Annotated in this window: 16 protein-coding genes and 2 pseudogenes; 11 read left to right on the top strand and 7 right to left on the bottom strand. The window is 59.0% G+C overall.

Annotated features, from left to right (window positions below; genetic code table 11):
• Positions 1–62: 62 nt before the first annotated feature.
• Positions 63–944: a helix-turn-helix domain-containing protein gene (locus tag EWR20_RS09055; RefSeq protein ID WP_129360336.1), complete on the bottom strand. Its 882-nt coding sequence runs from the start codon at positions 942–944 to the stop codon at positions 63–65.
• A gap of 164 nt (positions 945–1,108) precedes the next feature.
• Between EWR20_RS09055 and EWR20_RS09050 the strand changes: the two genes are divergently transcribed.
• Both EWR20_RS09050 and EWR20_RS09045 read left to right on the top strand, forming a co-directional pair.
• The gene (locus tag EWR20_RS09050) at positions 1,109–2,095 is read left to right on the top strand and encodes a quinone oxidoreductase family protein (RefSeq protein ID WP_129360335.1); all 987 of its coding nucleotides are present in this window, start codon (positions 1,109–1,111) and stop codon (positions 2,093–2,095) included.
• A 45-nt stretch (positions 2,096–2,140) separates the two neighbouring features.
• Positions 2,141–2,449: pseudogene (locus EWR20_RS09045) on the top strand (GNAT family acetyltransferase); the annotation flags it as partial.
• Positions 2,450–4,162: 1,713 nt separating this feature from the next.
• On the opposite strand, the gene EWR20_RS09040 reads toward EWR20_RS09045, so the two are convergent.
• The gene (locus EWR20_RS09040) at positions 4,163–5,614 is read right to left on the bottom strand and encodes an RNA-guided endonuclease InsQ/TnpB family protein (protein ID WP_129360333.1); all 1,452 of its coding nucleotides are present in this window, start codon (positions 5,612–5,614) and stop codon (positions 4,163–4,165) included.
• Positions 5,615–5,801: 187 nt separating this feature from the next.
• On the opposite strand from EWR20_RS09040, the gene EWR20_RS09035 reads away from it, so the two are divergent.
• The 3 genes from EWR20_RS09035 to EWR20_RS09025 all read left to right on the top strand — a co-directional run bounded on the left by EWR20_RS09035 (position 5,802) and on the right by EWR20_RS09025 (position 7,559).
• Positions 5,802–6,053 (top strand): type II toxin-antitoxin system Phd/YefM family antitoxin, encoded by a 252-nt coding sequence (locus EWR20_RS09035; RefSeq protein WP_129360332.1) that lies wholly within the window; start codon positions 5,802–5,804, stop codon positions 6,051–6,053.
• On the top strand, positions 6,050–6,307 hold the full coding sequence (locus EWR20_RS09030; protein ID WP_129360331.1) for a Txe/YoeB family addiction module toxin: 258 nt from the start codon (positions 6,050–6,052) through the stop codon (positions 6,305–6,307). Before EWR20_RS09035 ends, EWR20_RS09030 begins: the two co-directional genes overlap by 4 nt.
• A 286-nt stretch (positions 6,308–6,593) precedes the next feature.
• The gene (locus tag EWR20_RS09025) at positions 6,594–7,559 is read left to right on the top strand and encodes an alpha/beta hydrolase family protein (RefSeq protein ID WP_202864799.1); all 966 of its coding nucleotides are present in this window, start codon (positions 6,594–6,596) and stop codon (positions 7,557–7,559) included.
• Between the two features lie 82 nt (positions 7,560–7,641).
• Here EWR20_RS09025 and EWR20_RS09020 read toward each other — a convergent pair whose 3' ends face one another.
• The 3 genes from EWR20_RS09020 to EWR20_RS09010 all read right to left on the bottom strand — a co-directional run bounded on the left by EWR20_RS09020 (position 7,642) and on the right by EWR20_RS09010 (position 8,779).
• A complete protein-coding gene (locus tag EWR20_RS09020) occupies positions 7,642–8,025 on the bottom strand; it encodes a hypothetical protein (RefSeq protein WP_129360330.1) in 384 nt (127 codons plus the stop codon).
• Entirely contained in the window at positions 8,013–8,228 is a 216-nt protein-coding gene (locus EWR20_RS09015) for a hypothetical protein (protein WP_129360329.1), read from the bottom strand. Before EWR20_RS09015 ends, EWR20_RS09020 begins: the two co-directional genes overlap by 13 nt.
• A gap of 146 nt (positions 8,229–8,374) precedes the next feature.
• Entirely contained in the window at positions 8,375–8,779 is a 405-nt protein-coding gene (locus EWR20_RS09010; protein ID WP_129360328.1) for a hypothetical protein, read from the bottom strand.
• Between the two features lie 198 nt (positions 8,780–8,977).
• On the opposite strand from EWR20_RS09010, the gene EWR20_RS09005 reads away from it, so the two are divergent.
• Positions 8,978–9,925, top strand: coding sequence for a restriction endonuclease (locus tag EWR20_RS09005; RefSeq protein WP_129360327.1), 948 nt, complete (start codon positions 8,978–8,980; stop codon positions 9,923–9,925).
• Between the two features lie 442 nt (positions 9,926–10,367).
• On the top strand, positions 10,368–10,784 hold the full coding sequence (locus tag EWR20_RS09000) for a hypothetical protein (protein WP_129360326.1): 417 nt from the start codon (positions 10,368–10,370) through the stop codon (positions 10,782–10,784).
• A gap of 282 nt (positions 10,785–11,066) precedes the next feature.
• Here EWR20_RS09000 and EWR20_RS08995 read toward each other — a convergent pair whose 3' ends face one another.
• Positions 11,067–11,873, bottom strand: coding sequence for a GIY-YIG nuclease family protein (locus EWR20_RS08995; protein ID WP_129360323.1), 807 nt, complete (start codon positions 11,871–11,873; stop codon positions 11,067–11,069).
• A gap of 322 nt (positions 11,874–12,195) precedes the next feature.
• Here EWR20_RS08995 and EWR20_RS08990 point away from each other — a divergent pair, with 322 nt between their 5' ends.
• Positions 12,196–12,735: a hypothetical protein gene (locus tag EWR20_RS08990; protein WP_129360325.1), complete on the top strand. Its 540-nt coding sequence runs from the start codon at positions 12,196–12,198 to the stop codon at positions 12,733–12,735.
• A gap of 381 nt (positions 12,736–13,116) precedes the next feature.
• Positions 13,117–13,305: a hypothetical protein gene (locus EWR20_RS08985; protein ID WP_129360324.1), complete on the top strand. Its 189-nt coding sequence runs from the start codon at positions 13,117–13,119 to the stop codon at positions 13,303–13,305.
• A gap of 107 nt (positions 13,306–13,412) precedes the next feature.
• On the opposite strand, the pseudogene EWR20_RS08980 reads toward EWR20_RS08985, so the two are convergent.
• Positions 13,413–13,973, bottom strand: a pseudogene (locus EWR20_RS08980) (recombinase family protein).
• Positions 13,974–14,772: 799 nt separating this feature from the next.
• Between EWR20_RS08980 and EWR20_RS12750 the strand changes: the two are divergent.
• Both EWR20_RS12750 and EWR20_RS08970 read left to right on the top strand, forming a co-directional pair.
• Positions 14,773–15,426, top strand: coding sequence for a hypothetical protein (locus tag EWR20_RS12750; RefSeq protein WP_193553885.1), 654 nt, complete (start codon positions 14,773–14,775; stop codon positions 15,424–15,426).
• A 131-nt stretch (positions 15,427–15,557) separates the two neighbouring features.
• A complete protein-coding gene (locus tag EWR20_RS08970) occupies positions 15,558–16,364 on the top strand; it encodes a GIY-YIG nuclease family protein (RefSeq protein ID WP_129360323.1) in 807 nt (268 codons plus the stop codon).
• The last annotated feature ends 53 nt before the right edge of the window (positions 16,365–16,417 follow it).

Raw genomic sequence — 16,417 nt, 5'->3', positions numbered from 1 at the left:
AGGGGCCAGATTCTGTCGCCTTCCGTGACCTCGTCGGACCGCAGGTCGAAACCGTGTGAGCTTCAGCCCGATCCGGTGGTGCGGCCTTCCTCTTGCTCCGTCGTCTCGCCGGCGGCCCCGGAGGCCAAGAAGCGCAGGGCCTCGTGAGCGGCGCTCTCCGGCGGGGCCGTCCAGACGACGAGCTGCTGCTCGGCGTCGTGCGCTTCGACGAGGGTGTCCCAGTCGAGCACCAGTTCGCCGACCGTCGCGTGGTTGAGCGTCTTGGTGCCGATGGTGAGGCTCTTGACCGTGCGACCGGCCCACCACTGACTGAACTGGGAATCCTGCACGGAGAGCTCTCCGACCAGTGAGCTCAATCGCGGGTCGTCGGGGTATTTCGCGGCCTCCATGCGCAGCTGCGCGACCGCCGTCTGGGCGACGCTTTCCCAATCGGCGTAGAGAGCACGCATCACCGGGTCTGTGAACAAGATGCGTACGTAGTTGCGGTGCTTCTGCGGGATCTTCCCGAAGTCGACCATCATCGCGGCCGCCAGGTCGTTCCACGCGAGAATGTCCATGCGTCTACCCATCACGATCGCCGGCGTCGCCATCAGATCACCGAGCAGACGCCGTAGCTGTGGTTGGACCTTCTGCACGGTCCTGCGCGGAGCCCGGTTGGAGGGCTTCCCCGCGAGACTGAACAGGTACCGCCGCTGGTCGTCGTCCATCTGCAGAACCTCAGCGAGGGTGTTCAGCACGGGAGCGGAGACCTTGATGCGGCCCTGCTCGATGCGCGTGTAGTAGTCGGGGCTGATCGAAGCTAGCTGCGCCACTTCCTCACGACGTAGGCCGACCACACGCCGAGTACCGGAGCCCTCCGGGAGCCCGGCGTCGCGGGGCGTGAGCTCACCGCGTCTCGTCTTGAGGAACGTGCCGAGCTCGTTCATCTTCGTATCACCAGCCATGCCCACATCCTTCCACCGTCCCTGCCTGAGGTGGGAGGGAGGAAAACATCCCTGGATGATTTCTTCCGTTGTCGAAGCGGGGTGATCGGCGGGATGCTGGGCGCAACGGCCGTGATTCGGGATCAGGTTCATGGCCATGCCGACATCGAAGGAGAAACGCAGGGATGACTGACATGATGCGAGCACTGATCAGCGGTCGCGGTCCGCAGTGGACGGTCGACGACGTGCCCGTCCCGCAGCCGCGACGGGGTCAGGTCCTCATCCGCAACTATGCTTCGGCAACGAACAATGCCGATCTGCCCATGTTGGACGAGGCCGATCCCTGCAACGGAGGCAGCGGAGAAGAGTCCATTGCGGGATTCGAGTATGCCGGAGAGATCGCCGCCGTCGGGGAAGACGGTGGCAGTTGGCAGGTCGGCGACCCGGTGATGGGCACCTTCCCGTCAGCGTTTGCCGAATACATCGTGGCCGACCACCGGTTCGTGCTGTCACGGCCCGAAACTCTCGACCCGGACGTGGCGTGCACACTTCCGACTGCTCTACTGACCGAGTATGGGGCGCTCACCGTCGCAGGCTTCGAGCCAGGACAGAGCGTCTTGAGCACGGGGGCGTCGACCGGGATCGGCATGATCGGGGTGCAGATCGCCAAGGCGCTCGGTGCGTCACAGGTCATCGCGACCACCCGCAGTGCCGATAAACGGGAGCTACTCGCAGCCCTCGGCGCGGACACCGTGATCGTCACCGGGGAGGAAGACCTCACCCAGGCTGTGCTCACCGCCACCGGTGACAAGGGCGCTGAGGTGGTCCTCGACCACGTGGCCGGCGACACGTTCGCCCAATGCCTGCCCGCCACGGCCATAGACGGTCACGTGGTGAACATCGGACGGCTGGCCGGTCCTGCCTCCACGATTAATATCGACTCCTTGTCCTACCGGCACCTGACCGTCAGCGGCGTCTCTTTCGGGTTCTCCCGGGACTGGGAAACTGTTCCGATTCTGGAGGGTCTGCGCGCAAAGGTGCTGCCGGCCGTCGGACGCGGCGAGATCCGCCCCGTCATCGACTCCGCCTTCGACATCGCGGACGTCCAACGGGCCACCGAGCGGCTGCGCTCCGGCAAGGCGATCGGGAAGGTCGTCTTGTCCTTTGCCTAAGAGTCCACGTTCTGGGCGGGATCGCCCTGGCCGGTTGCGCGGAAAGCCACCGTTCAGCCTGAACTGTTCGTTGTCGCTGTCGGGGACAACAGTCGAGTGATCGGCACCGTCATGGCCGGTTACGACGGCCATCGCGGTTGGGTGAACTATCTTGCCTCCGCTCCCGAGGCTCGCGGGCGAGGCATAGGCCGTGCACTTATGGCACATGTCGAGGCGGCTCTGCTGGAGCTTGGTTGCCCTAAGGTGAACTTGCAGACACGAGCTTCGAACCCCGAAGTCGTCGGTTTCTACGAACACCTCGGGTACCGGGTAGATGACACCGTGGACCTGGGCAAACGACTGATCAGCGACTGAGCGTCTGATGCGTAGGAATGTGCACGGGTTGCAATTGATTCGGTTGACGCTCTTCTGTCCGAAGCACGAGCTTTAGCCGCCGCTTGTGGGTCCGGCAGGTATGAATATGAATTGCTGGAATTGCCCGGTCTCGGGTTGATGAGTATCCCGGAGATCGCTGCCCAGGTTCTCGTGCGGGCGACCCGGTTTTTGGGTTTCTGATCACGGGCCAGGGACCTGAATACGCGCCCTCAGTCCATACTGTGTGCATGACTAAGTCCACTTTCCCCGACAAACCCACTCTGCACGGTGATTTGGTGACCCTGCGTCCTATTCGAGGTGAAGACGCAGAAACTATGGATGTGATCCTCCATTTCGTCTACGGCGCCTTTTCAGCGGCCCGCAAAGCCAGAAGTCGGCGAAGGAGTCCTGGGTGCGGCCCTACACGGAAACAGGATCCTCTGCGTGAGGCGCAATTATTGCCGGCCACACCAGAGAGGCGTGAAACCAGATACGGCAGACCGTCGGAACGAGAAGAGCCCCGGGCCGCCGATAACGCTCACCGCTCTCCCGAGTACTGTGCCGGCAGGGACACCACGTGAAAGCCCGCGCTTCATGCCGGGTATTCGACCCTTAAAAAGAAATCCGCCCCGCATAGAAGCCTACGAGGCGGATTTCGTGGCTCCGACCGGCGTCGATCCGGTGACCTTACGATTTAGAGTTCGCGATAATCACGGGTTTCTGCGGGATGGCAGCGGCTTCTCTCTGCCCGGAACCGAGCCCAACAAGTTGCCAACCACTGTCACCAATGCCCATAAAATGTGCGGAATAGATGCGGAGTCTGGCGCAGTCACTCCACCCAGTCACCTAATACTCTGGCTGCCAGTGCGCGCTCTCGTCAGGTCGGTATTCCTAAGGAAGTTGTGGATCTTCGGTGGCTCGTTCAGCGTTCCGCATATGGTTTCGATGTGCGGCTTGGACTTCAGGGCCCTGGAGGGCGAGTAGTTCAGCTTTGGTATAGCTGGTGCTGTCCATTGCTGGTTCCCTTCTGGAGATATCGGTGGGTACTCGTCAGCGTATCCTGATCCAAGACCGGGGTGATTTCGAGGTCGCCTTCAGGCCGATAGTCGCATCGTCAAGGAGCCTTTGCCCTGCGCACATAGGGAAACTGAACTTTTTCATGTTCGGCACGCTCCCATTGGGATCACCCCTGCTCCGGGAAAACAGCAGTTCCTTCACAAACTCATTGCCCACGATGAGCTCACCTCCTGCGCACGCAGGGAAACGCCAGGAACCTGTCGGCTCCCATCCACCTCGGGGCTCGCCTCTGGGTGTACGGGGAAAACTTGGACGCGTTCGACGGATCCGGCATCTGATAGAGCTCACCCTTGCATACGCGGAGGAATCGGCGGCGGACCGGTACTCGACAGCCAGGGCTCACCCCTGCGTGCGCGGGAAAACCAATGAAGATCGGTGGCTTATCCTTCCACGCCCGGGCTCACCCCTGCGTGCGCGGGGAAAACACTGCCTGACGAGGACAAATACGTCCGCTTACCCTGGTCCTGATTCATTTTCCCGCAGTTGATTATAGGGATGAGTGTCCGATTGCTCGGGCACGGTGGCCGCACCTGCCGGTACGGTCTTGACGCTTCCACGCCCTCCACCTGGTAGCTCCCAACGCGTACGCCGGGACAAGCGGTAGGCTCGGCGTCCGCTTACCCTCTCCCGCTTGCCTCAGGCGAGCTGATGATGTCGACCGGTCCCCGTCTTGTGTCCTCGAGCGAGGGCGAGAATATTGATCGCAGCATTGATGTCACGATCAAGAACCACCCCGCACTGGCGACACCGATAGACCCGCTCGGACAGGGACAGTTTGGTTTTCACTGCCCCACAGTTCGAGCACGTCTTCGACGACGGTGCATACCGGTCAATCACTTCCACCCTGGCACCATGCCAGGAAGCCTTGTATTCCAACTGCCGCCGGATCATCCCCGGGGCAACATCGAGGACGGCACGATTCAACCCGGACTTGGCCCGGACATTCTTCCCCGGGGCCTCGATGGTTCCGGCCGCCGAGGCCGTCATCCCGGCCACGTTGAGATCCTCGATCGCCACCATCGAATACCCGGTCGCCAGTCGTTTGGTCATCTCATGAGCAGCCGTCTCACGCTGCAAAGCCACTGTGTGATGCGTCCTGCTGATCTGGGCCACCAGGCGCTTGCGGCGGGCCGAGCCCTTCTGCGATCGGGCCAGACGCCGTTGCAGCTTCTTCAATCGAACAGCTGCTTTCTTGCCCGGGGCAGGGTTGTCCACCAGCTGCCCGTCCGAGGTCGCGGCCATGACATGGGCTCCGAGATCGACACCGATTTCTCCGCGTGCCTGGGCTGCTCGGGTGGGCTGCGGCGGTGTTGGTGCAGCCGGTGTCTCGACCAGCAGGGAGGCATACCAGCATCCCCCGGCCTGCGAGATGGTGAAGGATTTGATCCTCCCGCCCTGTTTCAGGGCACGAGAGAGCCGGCGAGTGTTCTGGCAGGTGCGGATGACACCGAGGAAGGCCAGCCGCAGGTGACGGTAGTCCCGGATGACTTCCCCAGAACGGGGACCACCGCGAGGGTAGGTGGCACCGTAGCCTCCCATGGCCTCCGGTGCCGGGATCGTGAACGAGTCCCGGTCGCGGCCTTTCTTCTTGAACCGGGGCAGACCGACTGGTCGGCCCTTGCGTGCTCCGGAGAGTGAGTCCATCCAGTTGGAGAAGGCACGCGAGGCGTTCTGCGCCCCGGAGATCAGTACCCGCCGGGGTGCGGTGTGCAACCAGGGGTTCGACCAGCGCGGGTGATCCCACCTGTCACCGTTGTTCAGGACTGTCTCGGCGCGCCGGTGTTCTGCCCGGACCGGGGTCAGTACTTCGGTGCTGAATCGTGTCCAGGACAGGGTTTGCAGAGCAGGTTCCTGTTTGCGACGGGCTCTGATCTGTTTCTTCGCTTCGGCGGCGTCGGTGCCTGCTGTGATCAGGTCCCGTTCTGCAGCCCATCCGGCTTTCAACGCATTCAGGTTGCAGGCGATGAGCATGTTGTAGGAGACCCGGGCCGCCCCGGCCGCCTGGGACAGGGCACGGATCTGGTCAGCGTTCGGATCCAGACGGTACTTGTAGGCCCGCAGGTCCGGATCTGCCTGTTCCGTGTCCATGCTCTTTTCACCGCCTCACTTACTTCGCTGCTGCCGTTCTTCCAGTCACTCTAGAGACAGGGTCTGACAACTTAAGGGCCTGTCCTTAAGGCAGCCACTCAACCACGCGGGAGCACCAACGACCGATGATTGACCCGGCAACATGTGGATACGTACAATATTCTGTACGCTAGAAAGGTGTAGAGACATGAAAACGATGTCGTACTCAGAATCACGGGCGCGGTACGCCGAGACCCTGGATGCAGTCACCGACGACCGGGAAGAAGTCATCATCAACCGTGCCGGCCACGAACCAGTAGTGATGGTCTCCCTCGACGACTACGAATCGCTGAAGGAGACCGCCTACCTCCTCAGGAACCCGGCGAATGCCCGTCGGCTCCTGGCTTCCATCGACCGCCTAGAAAACGGGGGCGGGACTCGGCAGGAGCTGGCTGAATGAGTCTGGTCTGGGACGAGGCCGCCTGGGCGGATTATCTCTGGTGGCAGGCCCAAGATCGCAAAACCCTCAAGCGCATCAACACGCTCATCAAAGACATCCAACGCAACGGCAACGAAGGCATTGGCAAGCCCGAACCCCTCAAGCACGGCTTCTCCGGGTACTGGTCCCGCCGCATCACCGACGAGCACAGACTCGTCTACAAGATCAGCGGCGACGACATCCGTATTGCAGCCTGCCGGTATCACTACGAATAATCCAGGATCGGCTCACCGGAGGGAGCCCCATCTCCGTTTCCGATCGTCGTTTTCGTGTTCTGATCACCGTTGCGGCAGAGGCGGGCTGACAGCTCGATAGCCAGTCCTACTTGCCGATCTGGGACACCTTGGCGGGGAACTTGGTGGTCCGATCAACCGTCTACAGGGCTGTACAACGGCAACGGGTCGGACGGGTTCAGCGCACGGAACCCCATGCGGGTTTCCTCCGATGACGTCGGCGATTTCATATTCGGATACGAACCCGAGAGGCCATACTCTCAAAGTGATGCCAAACCCTAGGACTGTCCCCGCATACGGCACGGCCATCCTGCTTGCCGTGGCCCCAATACTGGCTTCTTGCTCGGCGAATGCCTCCAAAGGTGGGCCCCATTCTCTGGCCGTTCAGGACTCGACCATCGCCCAGGCAGCCGAGCCCGTCTCCCAACGGGCGGCACCGGAGGTTCAAAGGATCAACTATCCGGTCCAGGGGCAGTCAGATCCTTCCCAAAATTGGGGGGATCTCTATCTTCCGGCTGGTATCCATCAAGAAAAATCGGTGCCTTTGGTGGTTCTCATCCACGGTGGGGCCTGGCACCACTCCATTGGCGCTGAAGATTTCAGCTACTTCGCCAGCTCGCTGGCCGGTCGTGGTGTTGCTGTCTACAACATTGAGTACCGTCGGGTCGGTTCCGGCGGTGGCTGGCCGACTACCTTCACCGATGTCGCTGCCGCCGTGGACCACGTGCCGCAACTACTTCGAGACCATGCAGAGCTGTCGGGCAAGACCGAGGTCGTTGGCCACAGTGCAGGGGCCCAGCTGGCGGCTTGGGTGGGGACCAGAAGCCCCCAAGCCGCATCGCAGGTACCGGAAACGCCGGAGTTCAGGCCGGATCGAATTGTTTCCATATCCGGTCCGTTGGACATGACGTTTGCTGCGAATTCAGGGGATCTGGATCTGGCCAATGTGATCGGCGGCAGCCCGGTCCAGATGGCGACCAGGTATGAAGATGTGGACCCGATTCAGAACATCGACCCCAATATTCCGGTGGCGGCAATTCACGGGACAGCTGACACCACGGTTGCATGGCAGCTTTCGCAACGATACGTCCAGGCCGTTCAACAAGCCGGTGGGCCTGCAAGGTTCTACCCCATGTACGGGGACTCACACGGCTCTTTGATCACACCAGGGACTACGCACTACGACGATGTTCTGGACATTGTCACCAACGGTCTTCAAGACAGCGATCTCTGACCAGGGGTTCTTGACATCCTCCCCACGGCTGAAGCCGGGGCTTGCGCGAATCCCTGGTCAGCGCCCTTGGCGGTCGAGTCGATTAACCAGCAACCAGTTGCCCGGCGCGTTGATGCGATACGTGCAAAACCTGTCCGATATCTTTTAGCGTCATCCCCTGCTCGCGCATCAGCCGAGCAGCCTCTCTCGATTTCGCTGCCGCCAACGTAGATGCATGTTCTGCTTCGGCACGGTACTTGTTGGCCTCTTCCTGAGCTTCACGGATCTGCTCCGGGACCCGGACGGTAATTTCTACCCGCACCTGATCCAGGTCCTGCCCGGTCAGAATCGAGATCAGTTCCTTAACCATCACCTCGGCTTCGGTCAGGTTCCTGGCCTGAGTGCCCTGAGACAGGCCATCTACTTCCAGATGCCAATACCGCCCTGAGCGCTGAGCAAGCACTTTGTAGGCAGTCATTTCCACCACTTCTCTCCTAGCTTGGCTTCCGCGGCCCTATAGATGCTGACGGTCGTCAGCTCGTTGATATCTCGATGACGAGGAACCACGATCATCACACCGTCAAGATCGTAGATATCGTGGTTACCGCCGGAGCACGAGAACTCGAAGGTGTATCCGGCCGATCTGGCCGCTTTGCGGAGCTTCTTCAAAATCTCTTGCTGTCTCGCCACAACAACATTCTACCCAGGCTAGAACTGCGCTGCAATAGGGGGTAGCTAATCGTTGCCACTATCGCTCGGCAGATCAGTGCAGCTCGCCGGCGTTGATACTCACGTGCCACTCGTTGCTCGCTTGTTCAGAGACGGATCCCATGGCATCAGTTGTGTCCGGTTCGTGTGCGTCTCCGTGAGACTGGATGCGAGACCAGACTCCGGGCCCGTAGGCGCTGGTCGTAGTTGCCGACCTCGGACAGTTTGTCAGGGAATTTGGCGGCCCATCGTTGACGAGTGGCCGGGGGCAGGAACATCTCATTCCAGACGGACTGAATGATTTCGCCACTGAGGTAGCGGGCTTGGTCTTCCTTGGTGCCGTTGTCCATGACTTCCCGAACCAGCACCCGTCGGCCACCAACGGTGGACAAATCCAGGGTCCGGTACGGTGCCCAACACAAGCGTTGCGGCAGTGTGATGGGCCCGGCGGTTGGCCCCTGCGGGTCCTTCCACTGGTTCACAATTTCGTCCGGCTTGGAGTCAGCGAAGCGTTGGTGTGGAGTCTGCACCAAGAATCAACTCTTGTAAACAAGTGCACATATATACTTGCCGGAAAATATACATGGATGCACTGGCAAGATCCCTGCACCATGAGTGGGAGCATGGACCCGACGATCTGACCTGCAGAGCTTGATCTTAAGAATTATGATGGCCAAGTCCGCTCATCCACGTGTAATCGCTACGGAACGATCACAGATTTCAGGAGACCTTTGTCCGAGCCCACGTCGTTACTTCCACCATGGCACCAGTTCGTTTTCCACGTCGTCACCTCCCTCTCAGACGAACAAACACGCTCGAACCGAGAAATCTTCTCAGCCGTATCCACATCCATGGAACTAAGCCCTGAACAACTGGCCGAGACGCTACAGAGCGGAGACTCCCGAGCGAAAAACCGAGCGAGTTGGGCCATCACCCACTGCCACAGGGCATCAATGATCGAGCGTGTTTCCAGGGGCCACTACCGCATCACGACCGCGGGTCAACAGTGGCTGGCTGCTCATCCATCGGGGTTTGCTACGTCCCGGGAGGCCGATCTTTTCTTCAAGCCTTTCTGGGATACAGCGTCATCGTCCGCCACTGCATCCGCAGTCGAGACGGCCGAGACAAGATCGGCTTTAGGCTCATTGACAGTCAAGTCCGGTCTAGATCCTTTGGAACAGATTGAAAATGGCATCGCCTCGATCCAAGACGAGGTGGCCCAAAGCCTGCTGATGCGACTGCGCAGTAGCGACCCGGAGTTCTTCGAAGAAGCGGTGGTTAAAGTACTCCTTGCTATGGGCTATGGTGGGGCCGAGCAACGGGGCCAGCGCATCGGAGGAACCGGAGATGGCGGGGTCGATGGAGTCATCGATCAGGATGCTTTGGGTCTGGACCAGATCTATATCCAGGCCAAGCGTTACGCAGACGGAAACACCGTCGGTAGAGAGACCATCCAGGCGTTCGCCGGGGCGTTGCAATGGCGGGGATCCAGTCGAGGTGTATTCATTACCTCCAGCGACTTTTCTCGAGGGGCCGTGGAGTTCGCCCGCCAGGTCCAAGCCCGGATTATCTTGCTCAACGGAGAACGTCTGGCAGATCTGATGATCAAGTACCGCGTTGGAGTCCAGGTCAAACAGAGCTACGAAGTCATGGAAGTCGACGAGGACTTCTTCGAATAGCATCCATGCCCTTCGCCTGAGTTGCTAGAGAGGATGGCCTTGTTCTTCTTGCCGGTAGAGGAGAAGAGGTGGCTGGAGAATTCTTCAGGGCTCAAAGTTGAACTTGCTCCCCTGGCGCAGTAAGCCCGCCTGCCGGCTTCATAGAGGTCTTCTCCAGTCTGACCAACAATTGGCTGATAAAACCCATATGTTTAGCTGTGTGAATTTTCGCACTCGACAGGTTAAACGATCTCGAGCGCTAGCGATGATCGCCGTGCCCTGCTCCTTATTTATGCTCTCCGCCTGTTCCGGATCCGATAGCGGAGTTTCTGACCCGTTGTCGGTCCCTCCAGCCGCTACCGCGTCCGCTAAGAAGTCCCCCAAACACAGGCGTAAGGAAGTTTGAAGTGGGGCAGGAAGTTGTTGTCAGGACGCTGACGACAAGATGGTGTAGTGCTTCAAAGTGAATTCGGATGAACCGGTATCAGAATGTCCGAACACGCAATACGAGGGTGCCCCTAGGCCAGAGAACGGCCGTCTTATACAGTTCAATATAGAAGAACAGATCGGTGACCTTGCCAATTCGAAAGACTCTTATATAGCTGACTCTGAGAAGTTTGGTAGTGGAGTCAACCAGGCTTCATGGTCCTTCGTAGGTGAGAACGGCACACGGGCCAACGAGATCATGACACCTATCGCTTACAACTGCTTCAAAAGCGGCACTGAGACCCTGCCTGACTCCTTGAAGGGTAAGGAGCAGGCTACTGGAGCTATGTTGCTTGATCTTCCCGAGACTAAGGGCAAGTTGACCTATGCTGATTCTTACTCTGGGGAAGCGTTCACCTGGAAAATTGAGGATCTGCCAAGCCCAGGAGCCTAAACAGGTGAGTGATTCAGAGGCAGGGTGCTTGTTATGTCCCAGTCTCGTGGCGCTAATACCCCAAGGCATCGACTCCAGAAACTCGCACTCGATCGTCTTCACACGCTGAGTCAGTTCCGGGGCCGGGCAGTTGATCCTCGGGTTGCAGACTGGGCTTTGCCACGGTTGCAGTTTCCCGAACGGCGGGTGGGACCGTGGAGAACCTGCACGAATCAACCGGCTATAACCCAACTGCTCCGCGCTGAGAGGTGCTGATTTGCTGAGGCGCATCGGGATCTGGTGCTAATTGCGGTTCAGGCCGTGGCGTCGAGTGTCCAAGGCTTGCTTGAAGTGACTTTCGGCGGCATCAATCTCCGAGTTCGGTGTGGCAGGATCGAAGACCCTCAACAACGAATAACGGAACGTCGAGGGGTCCAGGCCACGCAGCTCAACGTTGCCACCATGACCGTTGGCGGCATAGGAACTCCATCTTTGACTGATGCGTTCGGCTCCGTCGGCTTTCCCGACGTATTGGCGGCCATCTCTTGTGTCGGTAATGAGATAGACGCCCAGGACTGAAGCCAGGGCTGTCCGCCATGCTGCGTAGCGATGCTCGCGCATCACTGCCTGCAACTGGTCGTAGTCCAGCACCAGTTCATCGAACCCGGGGAAAGGGATCGGTGCAGCATCGGCGATTTCCAGGACAGGGTAGTTGGCTGCCGTGGTGGTTGTTATCCGCCAAGCCCGTGGCGACTTCCACCCGATGACTAGTCGGTTGTTCAGATCAGCCATTGCATCCGAGGCCGTCAGATCGAAGACGCGACGGTGCTCGTCGGACGAGACCAGTCCGTGATTCTCCACGACTGACCAGAGTCGGGCTCGGTTGCTGCCCTCAGCGATGAATACGATCCAAAATCGCGGCGGCTTGGCCGGAAAACTCCGGGTGTTGAGGGACTGGTTGGTCGTGTACTCCATGATCCGTTCGTACGTGGAATTTGGGCTGATACCGGGCGAGCTGTCTTCGTGTTCCTTGATGAACACGTGACGGATCACTAGGGATTCGGAGGGGTCGATGCCGGCGTTGTTGAGGATCGTTTCGAAGGTGAGCACGATGTCTGTATCCCACTTCCAGGAGCTCGAGAATGCTTTCTGACCATAAGCATATTGCCGCCGCAGATGTGGACAGGACCCAGCTCTGATGCCTTCCATCAGCGCATCGAGAGTCTAAGAAGCGTCTCGCGGACCTATGAGTATTGCCATCACGTTGGGGCTATTAGGGCAGGCTTATGGGAATCGACCAACCGCGAAAACTATCGGTGGCCCAACGTGATCGCAGGCTTCACCAGGTGCCCCTGTGAGGGACCCTCATACGGGCACCACGGAAACCGATAGATGCCAAACAGCTCCTCCGGCACGTCGATAGAATCCTCAGGTGCCTAACTACAGCCCTCGTTCCCATGTCTTTGTTGATGAGTCCAAGAGGAACGAGTACTACATCGTCGCCAGTGCCGTGGCTCCCGGCAACGTCACCGAGGCTCGCAAGTTCGTGCGAGGACTCATGCTGCCAGGGCAGAGGCGTCTCCATTTCACAGACGAGAAGGACTCACGACGCAAACAGTTACTCAAGAGCTTCTCCGACCTTGATGTCGAGGTCTCGGTATACATAGCCAGCGGCCGCAAAGGCAAAGAGGCCAGGCCGCTGTGTCTGGCTGCGCTAGCGAAGAACCTCGCAGAATCTGGGGTCAACCGGCTATACCTAGAGCAAGATGCCTCCACCTTTGTGGCCGACAAGAAGGTTTTACGAAGTACGTTCGCCGGATATCCCCATGGCCCTAGCTACGATTTCCCCAGAGCCTCAGAGGAACCACTGCTGTGGATTGCAGATGCTGTGGCTTGGTGCTACCAGAGACGCGGCCATTGGATCCAGCAAGCGGCACCACTCGTGGACGGCCGGGTCAGAAAAGTTGTCTGACACTTCCCGTTAAATACGCGAGCCAGGCTCGTCGAACCGTCCGGATGACTGCCTGGCTTACTTCTCGGGGCTACTGCCCTTCGCATTTCCTATGGTACCTGGTAGATGACACGGATGCCACTGATCAGGAAGGACCAATCCGGTCGATTCTGCACAGGGGTGAACCCTCAATCCAGCAGGGATATCACCATGACCGAGATCAACCTTGCTTGACATATCACGGTTGGATACCTCATTGTCGGCGCGTGCGCCGGGGCCTGCGCTGCCGGAGAAGCCGGCGTGACCATCCCGGTCTGTGTCGCATGCATCGGCGGGTACGCGACAGCAGGAGGGGCCTCTGTAACCGCTGTCGCCAGCTGCTTCAACTAGAGAGGAAACAAGATGTCCAAAAAACACACCCTGGCCGGCTTCATCATCGGCTTGGCCATCTCAAGCGGGATCCTCCTTCTCCTCCTTCCTGGCCTGTTCGAACGAGCCTCATCGGGACACATCTGGCTCACGTGGTTGTTCTTCGGCCTCGCCATCAGCTGCGCCGCAGGAACACTCCTGACTCGACGGTCCGCCCAATAATTCACGTTGGCTTCCTCCCCCACCCATGGGGAGGAAGCCAATCCTCCTTTGGTGTGCAGATCCGGCTCATCTTGCACGAGTGGTCATGAAAAACAGAGATAACAATCTCATTTGGTCTCTTGCCCGAGGTGCCGGTAGATGGTCGGCCTCGAGACTCCGAAGGTGTCAGCGATCTGCTGCACCGTGTGCTCTCCCACGTCATACATGGCCCGAGCCTGCTTGACCTTCGTGGGGGTCATTTTGAACTTCGGTCCAACCCTTCCGGCCACGCGCACGGGCAGCTGCCAACCCGTCACGAGTCCGCTCGACAATCAGATCGTGCTCGAACTCCGCAATGGCTGCCAGCATATGAAGAACAACCGGCCTCCGGCCGTGGTGGTATCAATCCCCTGGGACAGGGCAACCAGCCCAACACCTTGATCCTGCAACTGATCAGCGACGTCTTTGAGATTACCCACCGAACGACCGAGTCGATCCAGCTTGGTGACCACCAATGTGTCACGCTCTCGCAAATACTCCAACGTCCTGCTCAGAGCAGGGCGCTTGGTCAGAGTCCCTGAGGCGTGGTCAACGAAAAGCTTCTGGCATCCGGCCGCATTCGGGGCATCTGTTTGCCCCTCCGGATTCTGGTCTCGGGTCGAGACCCTCGCGTATCCGATCATCACCATGCCCATAATGTGCCGTAAACGTCGCTGATGCGACATAGATAGCGGACACGGGTAACGAGACATAGCACGCCGCATCAACCCGTTTAGCCCGAAGGTGCCTTGTAAACGGTCGTTTGTATTCAACCCATATTCAATAACCCACAACCAGCATCCGCACCCTTAGGACCTTCCCCCTACACCGATATTGCCCCCCTATAAGGAGGCTTTGCCAAGGCTACAATCAGGTACACTTAAGCCGCAGCCCAGACAACATCACGGCTAGTGACACCTCAACCCCTCAAGTCGTGGTCACAATGACCCACTCAGGGTGCCGTCATGCTGACTCCTTGGCTTCACCACACCCTTGCTAGTCTCCAGCGAATCACTGACAGGAGGGGTGGACCCCGGCCCCAAATACACAGCTCTTGGTCTCACCGCAGTCGGACTTGCAGTCCTTGGGGCCTTGTTTATTTTGTTCCCCGCCGTTCGGATGCTTGGGGTGACTCTGCTGATCACCGCGATAATTATTGGCATTGTCGTACTGACACAGCGAGATCGCATCATCTGGGAAGGCGTGACAGCCATCTGCCTCCCCGCTGTGATACTCGTGGTCGCAGCGGGGATAGGAATCGCGAGCACTCCCAGCACGCCATCAACGACTGCTAATCAAGCCACAGGGGCCAGCTCCTCAGCCGGTGAAGCCAGCACTCCGTCTGCCACCTTCTCCACCCAAGAGACTCAAGCTGCACAAACGGCATATTCGGAAGCACCGAGTGCAACGAACCTCGTGGCTCTATACAGCGCATGTGAGGAACCCTGGTTGGGTCACCAGACAAAAGATCCAGCTGTCTGGTCGGACGACTGGACACGCCATCGTGTTCAAGGAGCCTTGATCTTATGCCCTGACCATAAAGACCGCGCGGCTGTCGAAGAACAACTGAAAGCCACAGAGGGCAAGCCCTCCCAAGGGGAGGTAGAGAAAAAAGCTGTTCAGGTTGCTTATGGAACACAGCCTTCAACGGGCACCAATAGTTCTGACGAGTACGAGCGAGACCTCGAGACACTTAAAGAGCTGTGCGGCAAGCGGTATCTCGGTGATACCGAAGGTAAATGGCCCTGGTCTGAGAGCCAACGCCAGGAAGCAAAGGGGGCCTTTGTTCTATGCCCAGATCATCAAGACCGGGGCGAAGTCGAAGCCAGGTGGAGAAAAGGCGAACAAGCCGACCAGGGCAGGTCAGAAGGAACCAGATTTGGTAACGGCACCTTCCGAGTAGGCCAGAAAATCCAACCCGGAACCTACCAAACCGAAACCACCGCATCCGAAGGGTTCTCTGCCTGCTACTGGGAACGACAAGACGAGGCCGGAAACATCATAGACAACAACTTCATGTCCGGAGCCCTTCAAGCACAAGTCACCATCGCCCCGACAGACTTCGCGTTCATGTCCCGCGGGTGCGGAGAATGGCACCAGTAACCCTTGAGACTTTGGTTCTACAGGGGATAGACGGTTGTAGCGGAAGCTGCACCTTGCCGTGCTTCACGAGAACCCATTACTACTGAAGAGAACCAGCCCAGCAACACGAGAAGCCAGGAACTACCGGTCCCATGCTCACCTTCGAAACGATCCTCAACAACGCCGGCATCGACCCCTCCGAATCCCTAGTGATCCGTCACGTGTTCATCAAGGAACACGAAGACAGCTCGCCCGGTATCAGCCCAAATTCCACGTACGAACGGATCATGGAGTACACGACCAACCAGTCCCTCAACACCCGGAGTTTTCCGGCCAAGCCGCCGCGATTTTGGATCGTATTCATCGCTGAGGGCAGCAACCGAGCCCGACTCTGGTCAGTCGTGGAGAATCACGGACTGGTCTCGTCCGACGAGCACCGTCGCGTCTTCGATCTGACGGCCTCGGATGCAATGGCTGATCTGAACAACCGACTAGTCATCGGGTGGAAGTCGCCACGGGCTTGGCGGATAACAACCACCACGGCAGCCAACTACCCTGTCCTGGAAATCGCCGATGCTGCACCGATCCCTTTCCCCGGGTTCGACGAGCTGGTGCTGGATTACGACCAGTTGCAGGCAGTGATGCGCGAGCATCGCTACGCAGCATGGCGGACAGCCCTGGCCTCAGTCCTCGGGGTCTACCTCATTACCGACACACGGGACGGTCGCCAATACGTGGGGAAAGCTGACGGGGCCGAACGCATCAGTCAAAGGTGGAGTTCCTATGCCGCCAACGGTCATGGTGGCAACGTTGAGCTGCGTGGCCTGGACCCCTCGACGTTCCGTTATTCGTTGTTGAGGGTCTTCGACCCTGCCACGCCGAACTCGGAGATCGATGCCGCCGAAAGTCACTTCAAGCAAGCCTTGGACACCCGACGTCATGGTCTCAACCGCAACTAAACCCGGCTGCACCGCCTTGACGATCTTCACCGGGCACTTATTCGGCGGGTCCC

Origin of the sequence: Rothia uropygioeca (genome assembly GCF_004136585.1) — a bacterium.
Classification (GTDB): domain Bacteria; phylum Actinomycetota; class Actinomycetes; order Actinomycetales; family Micrococcaceae; genus Rothia.
This window is presented reverse-complemented; position numbering and strand designations above follow the sequence as displayed.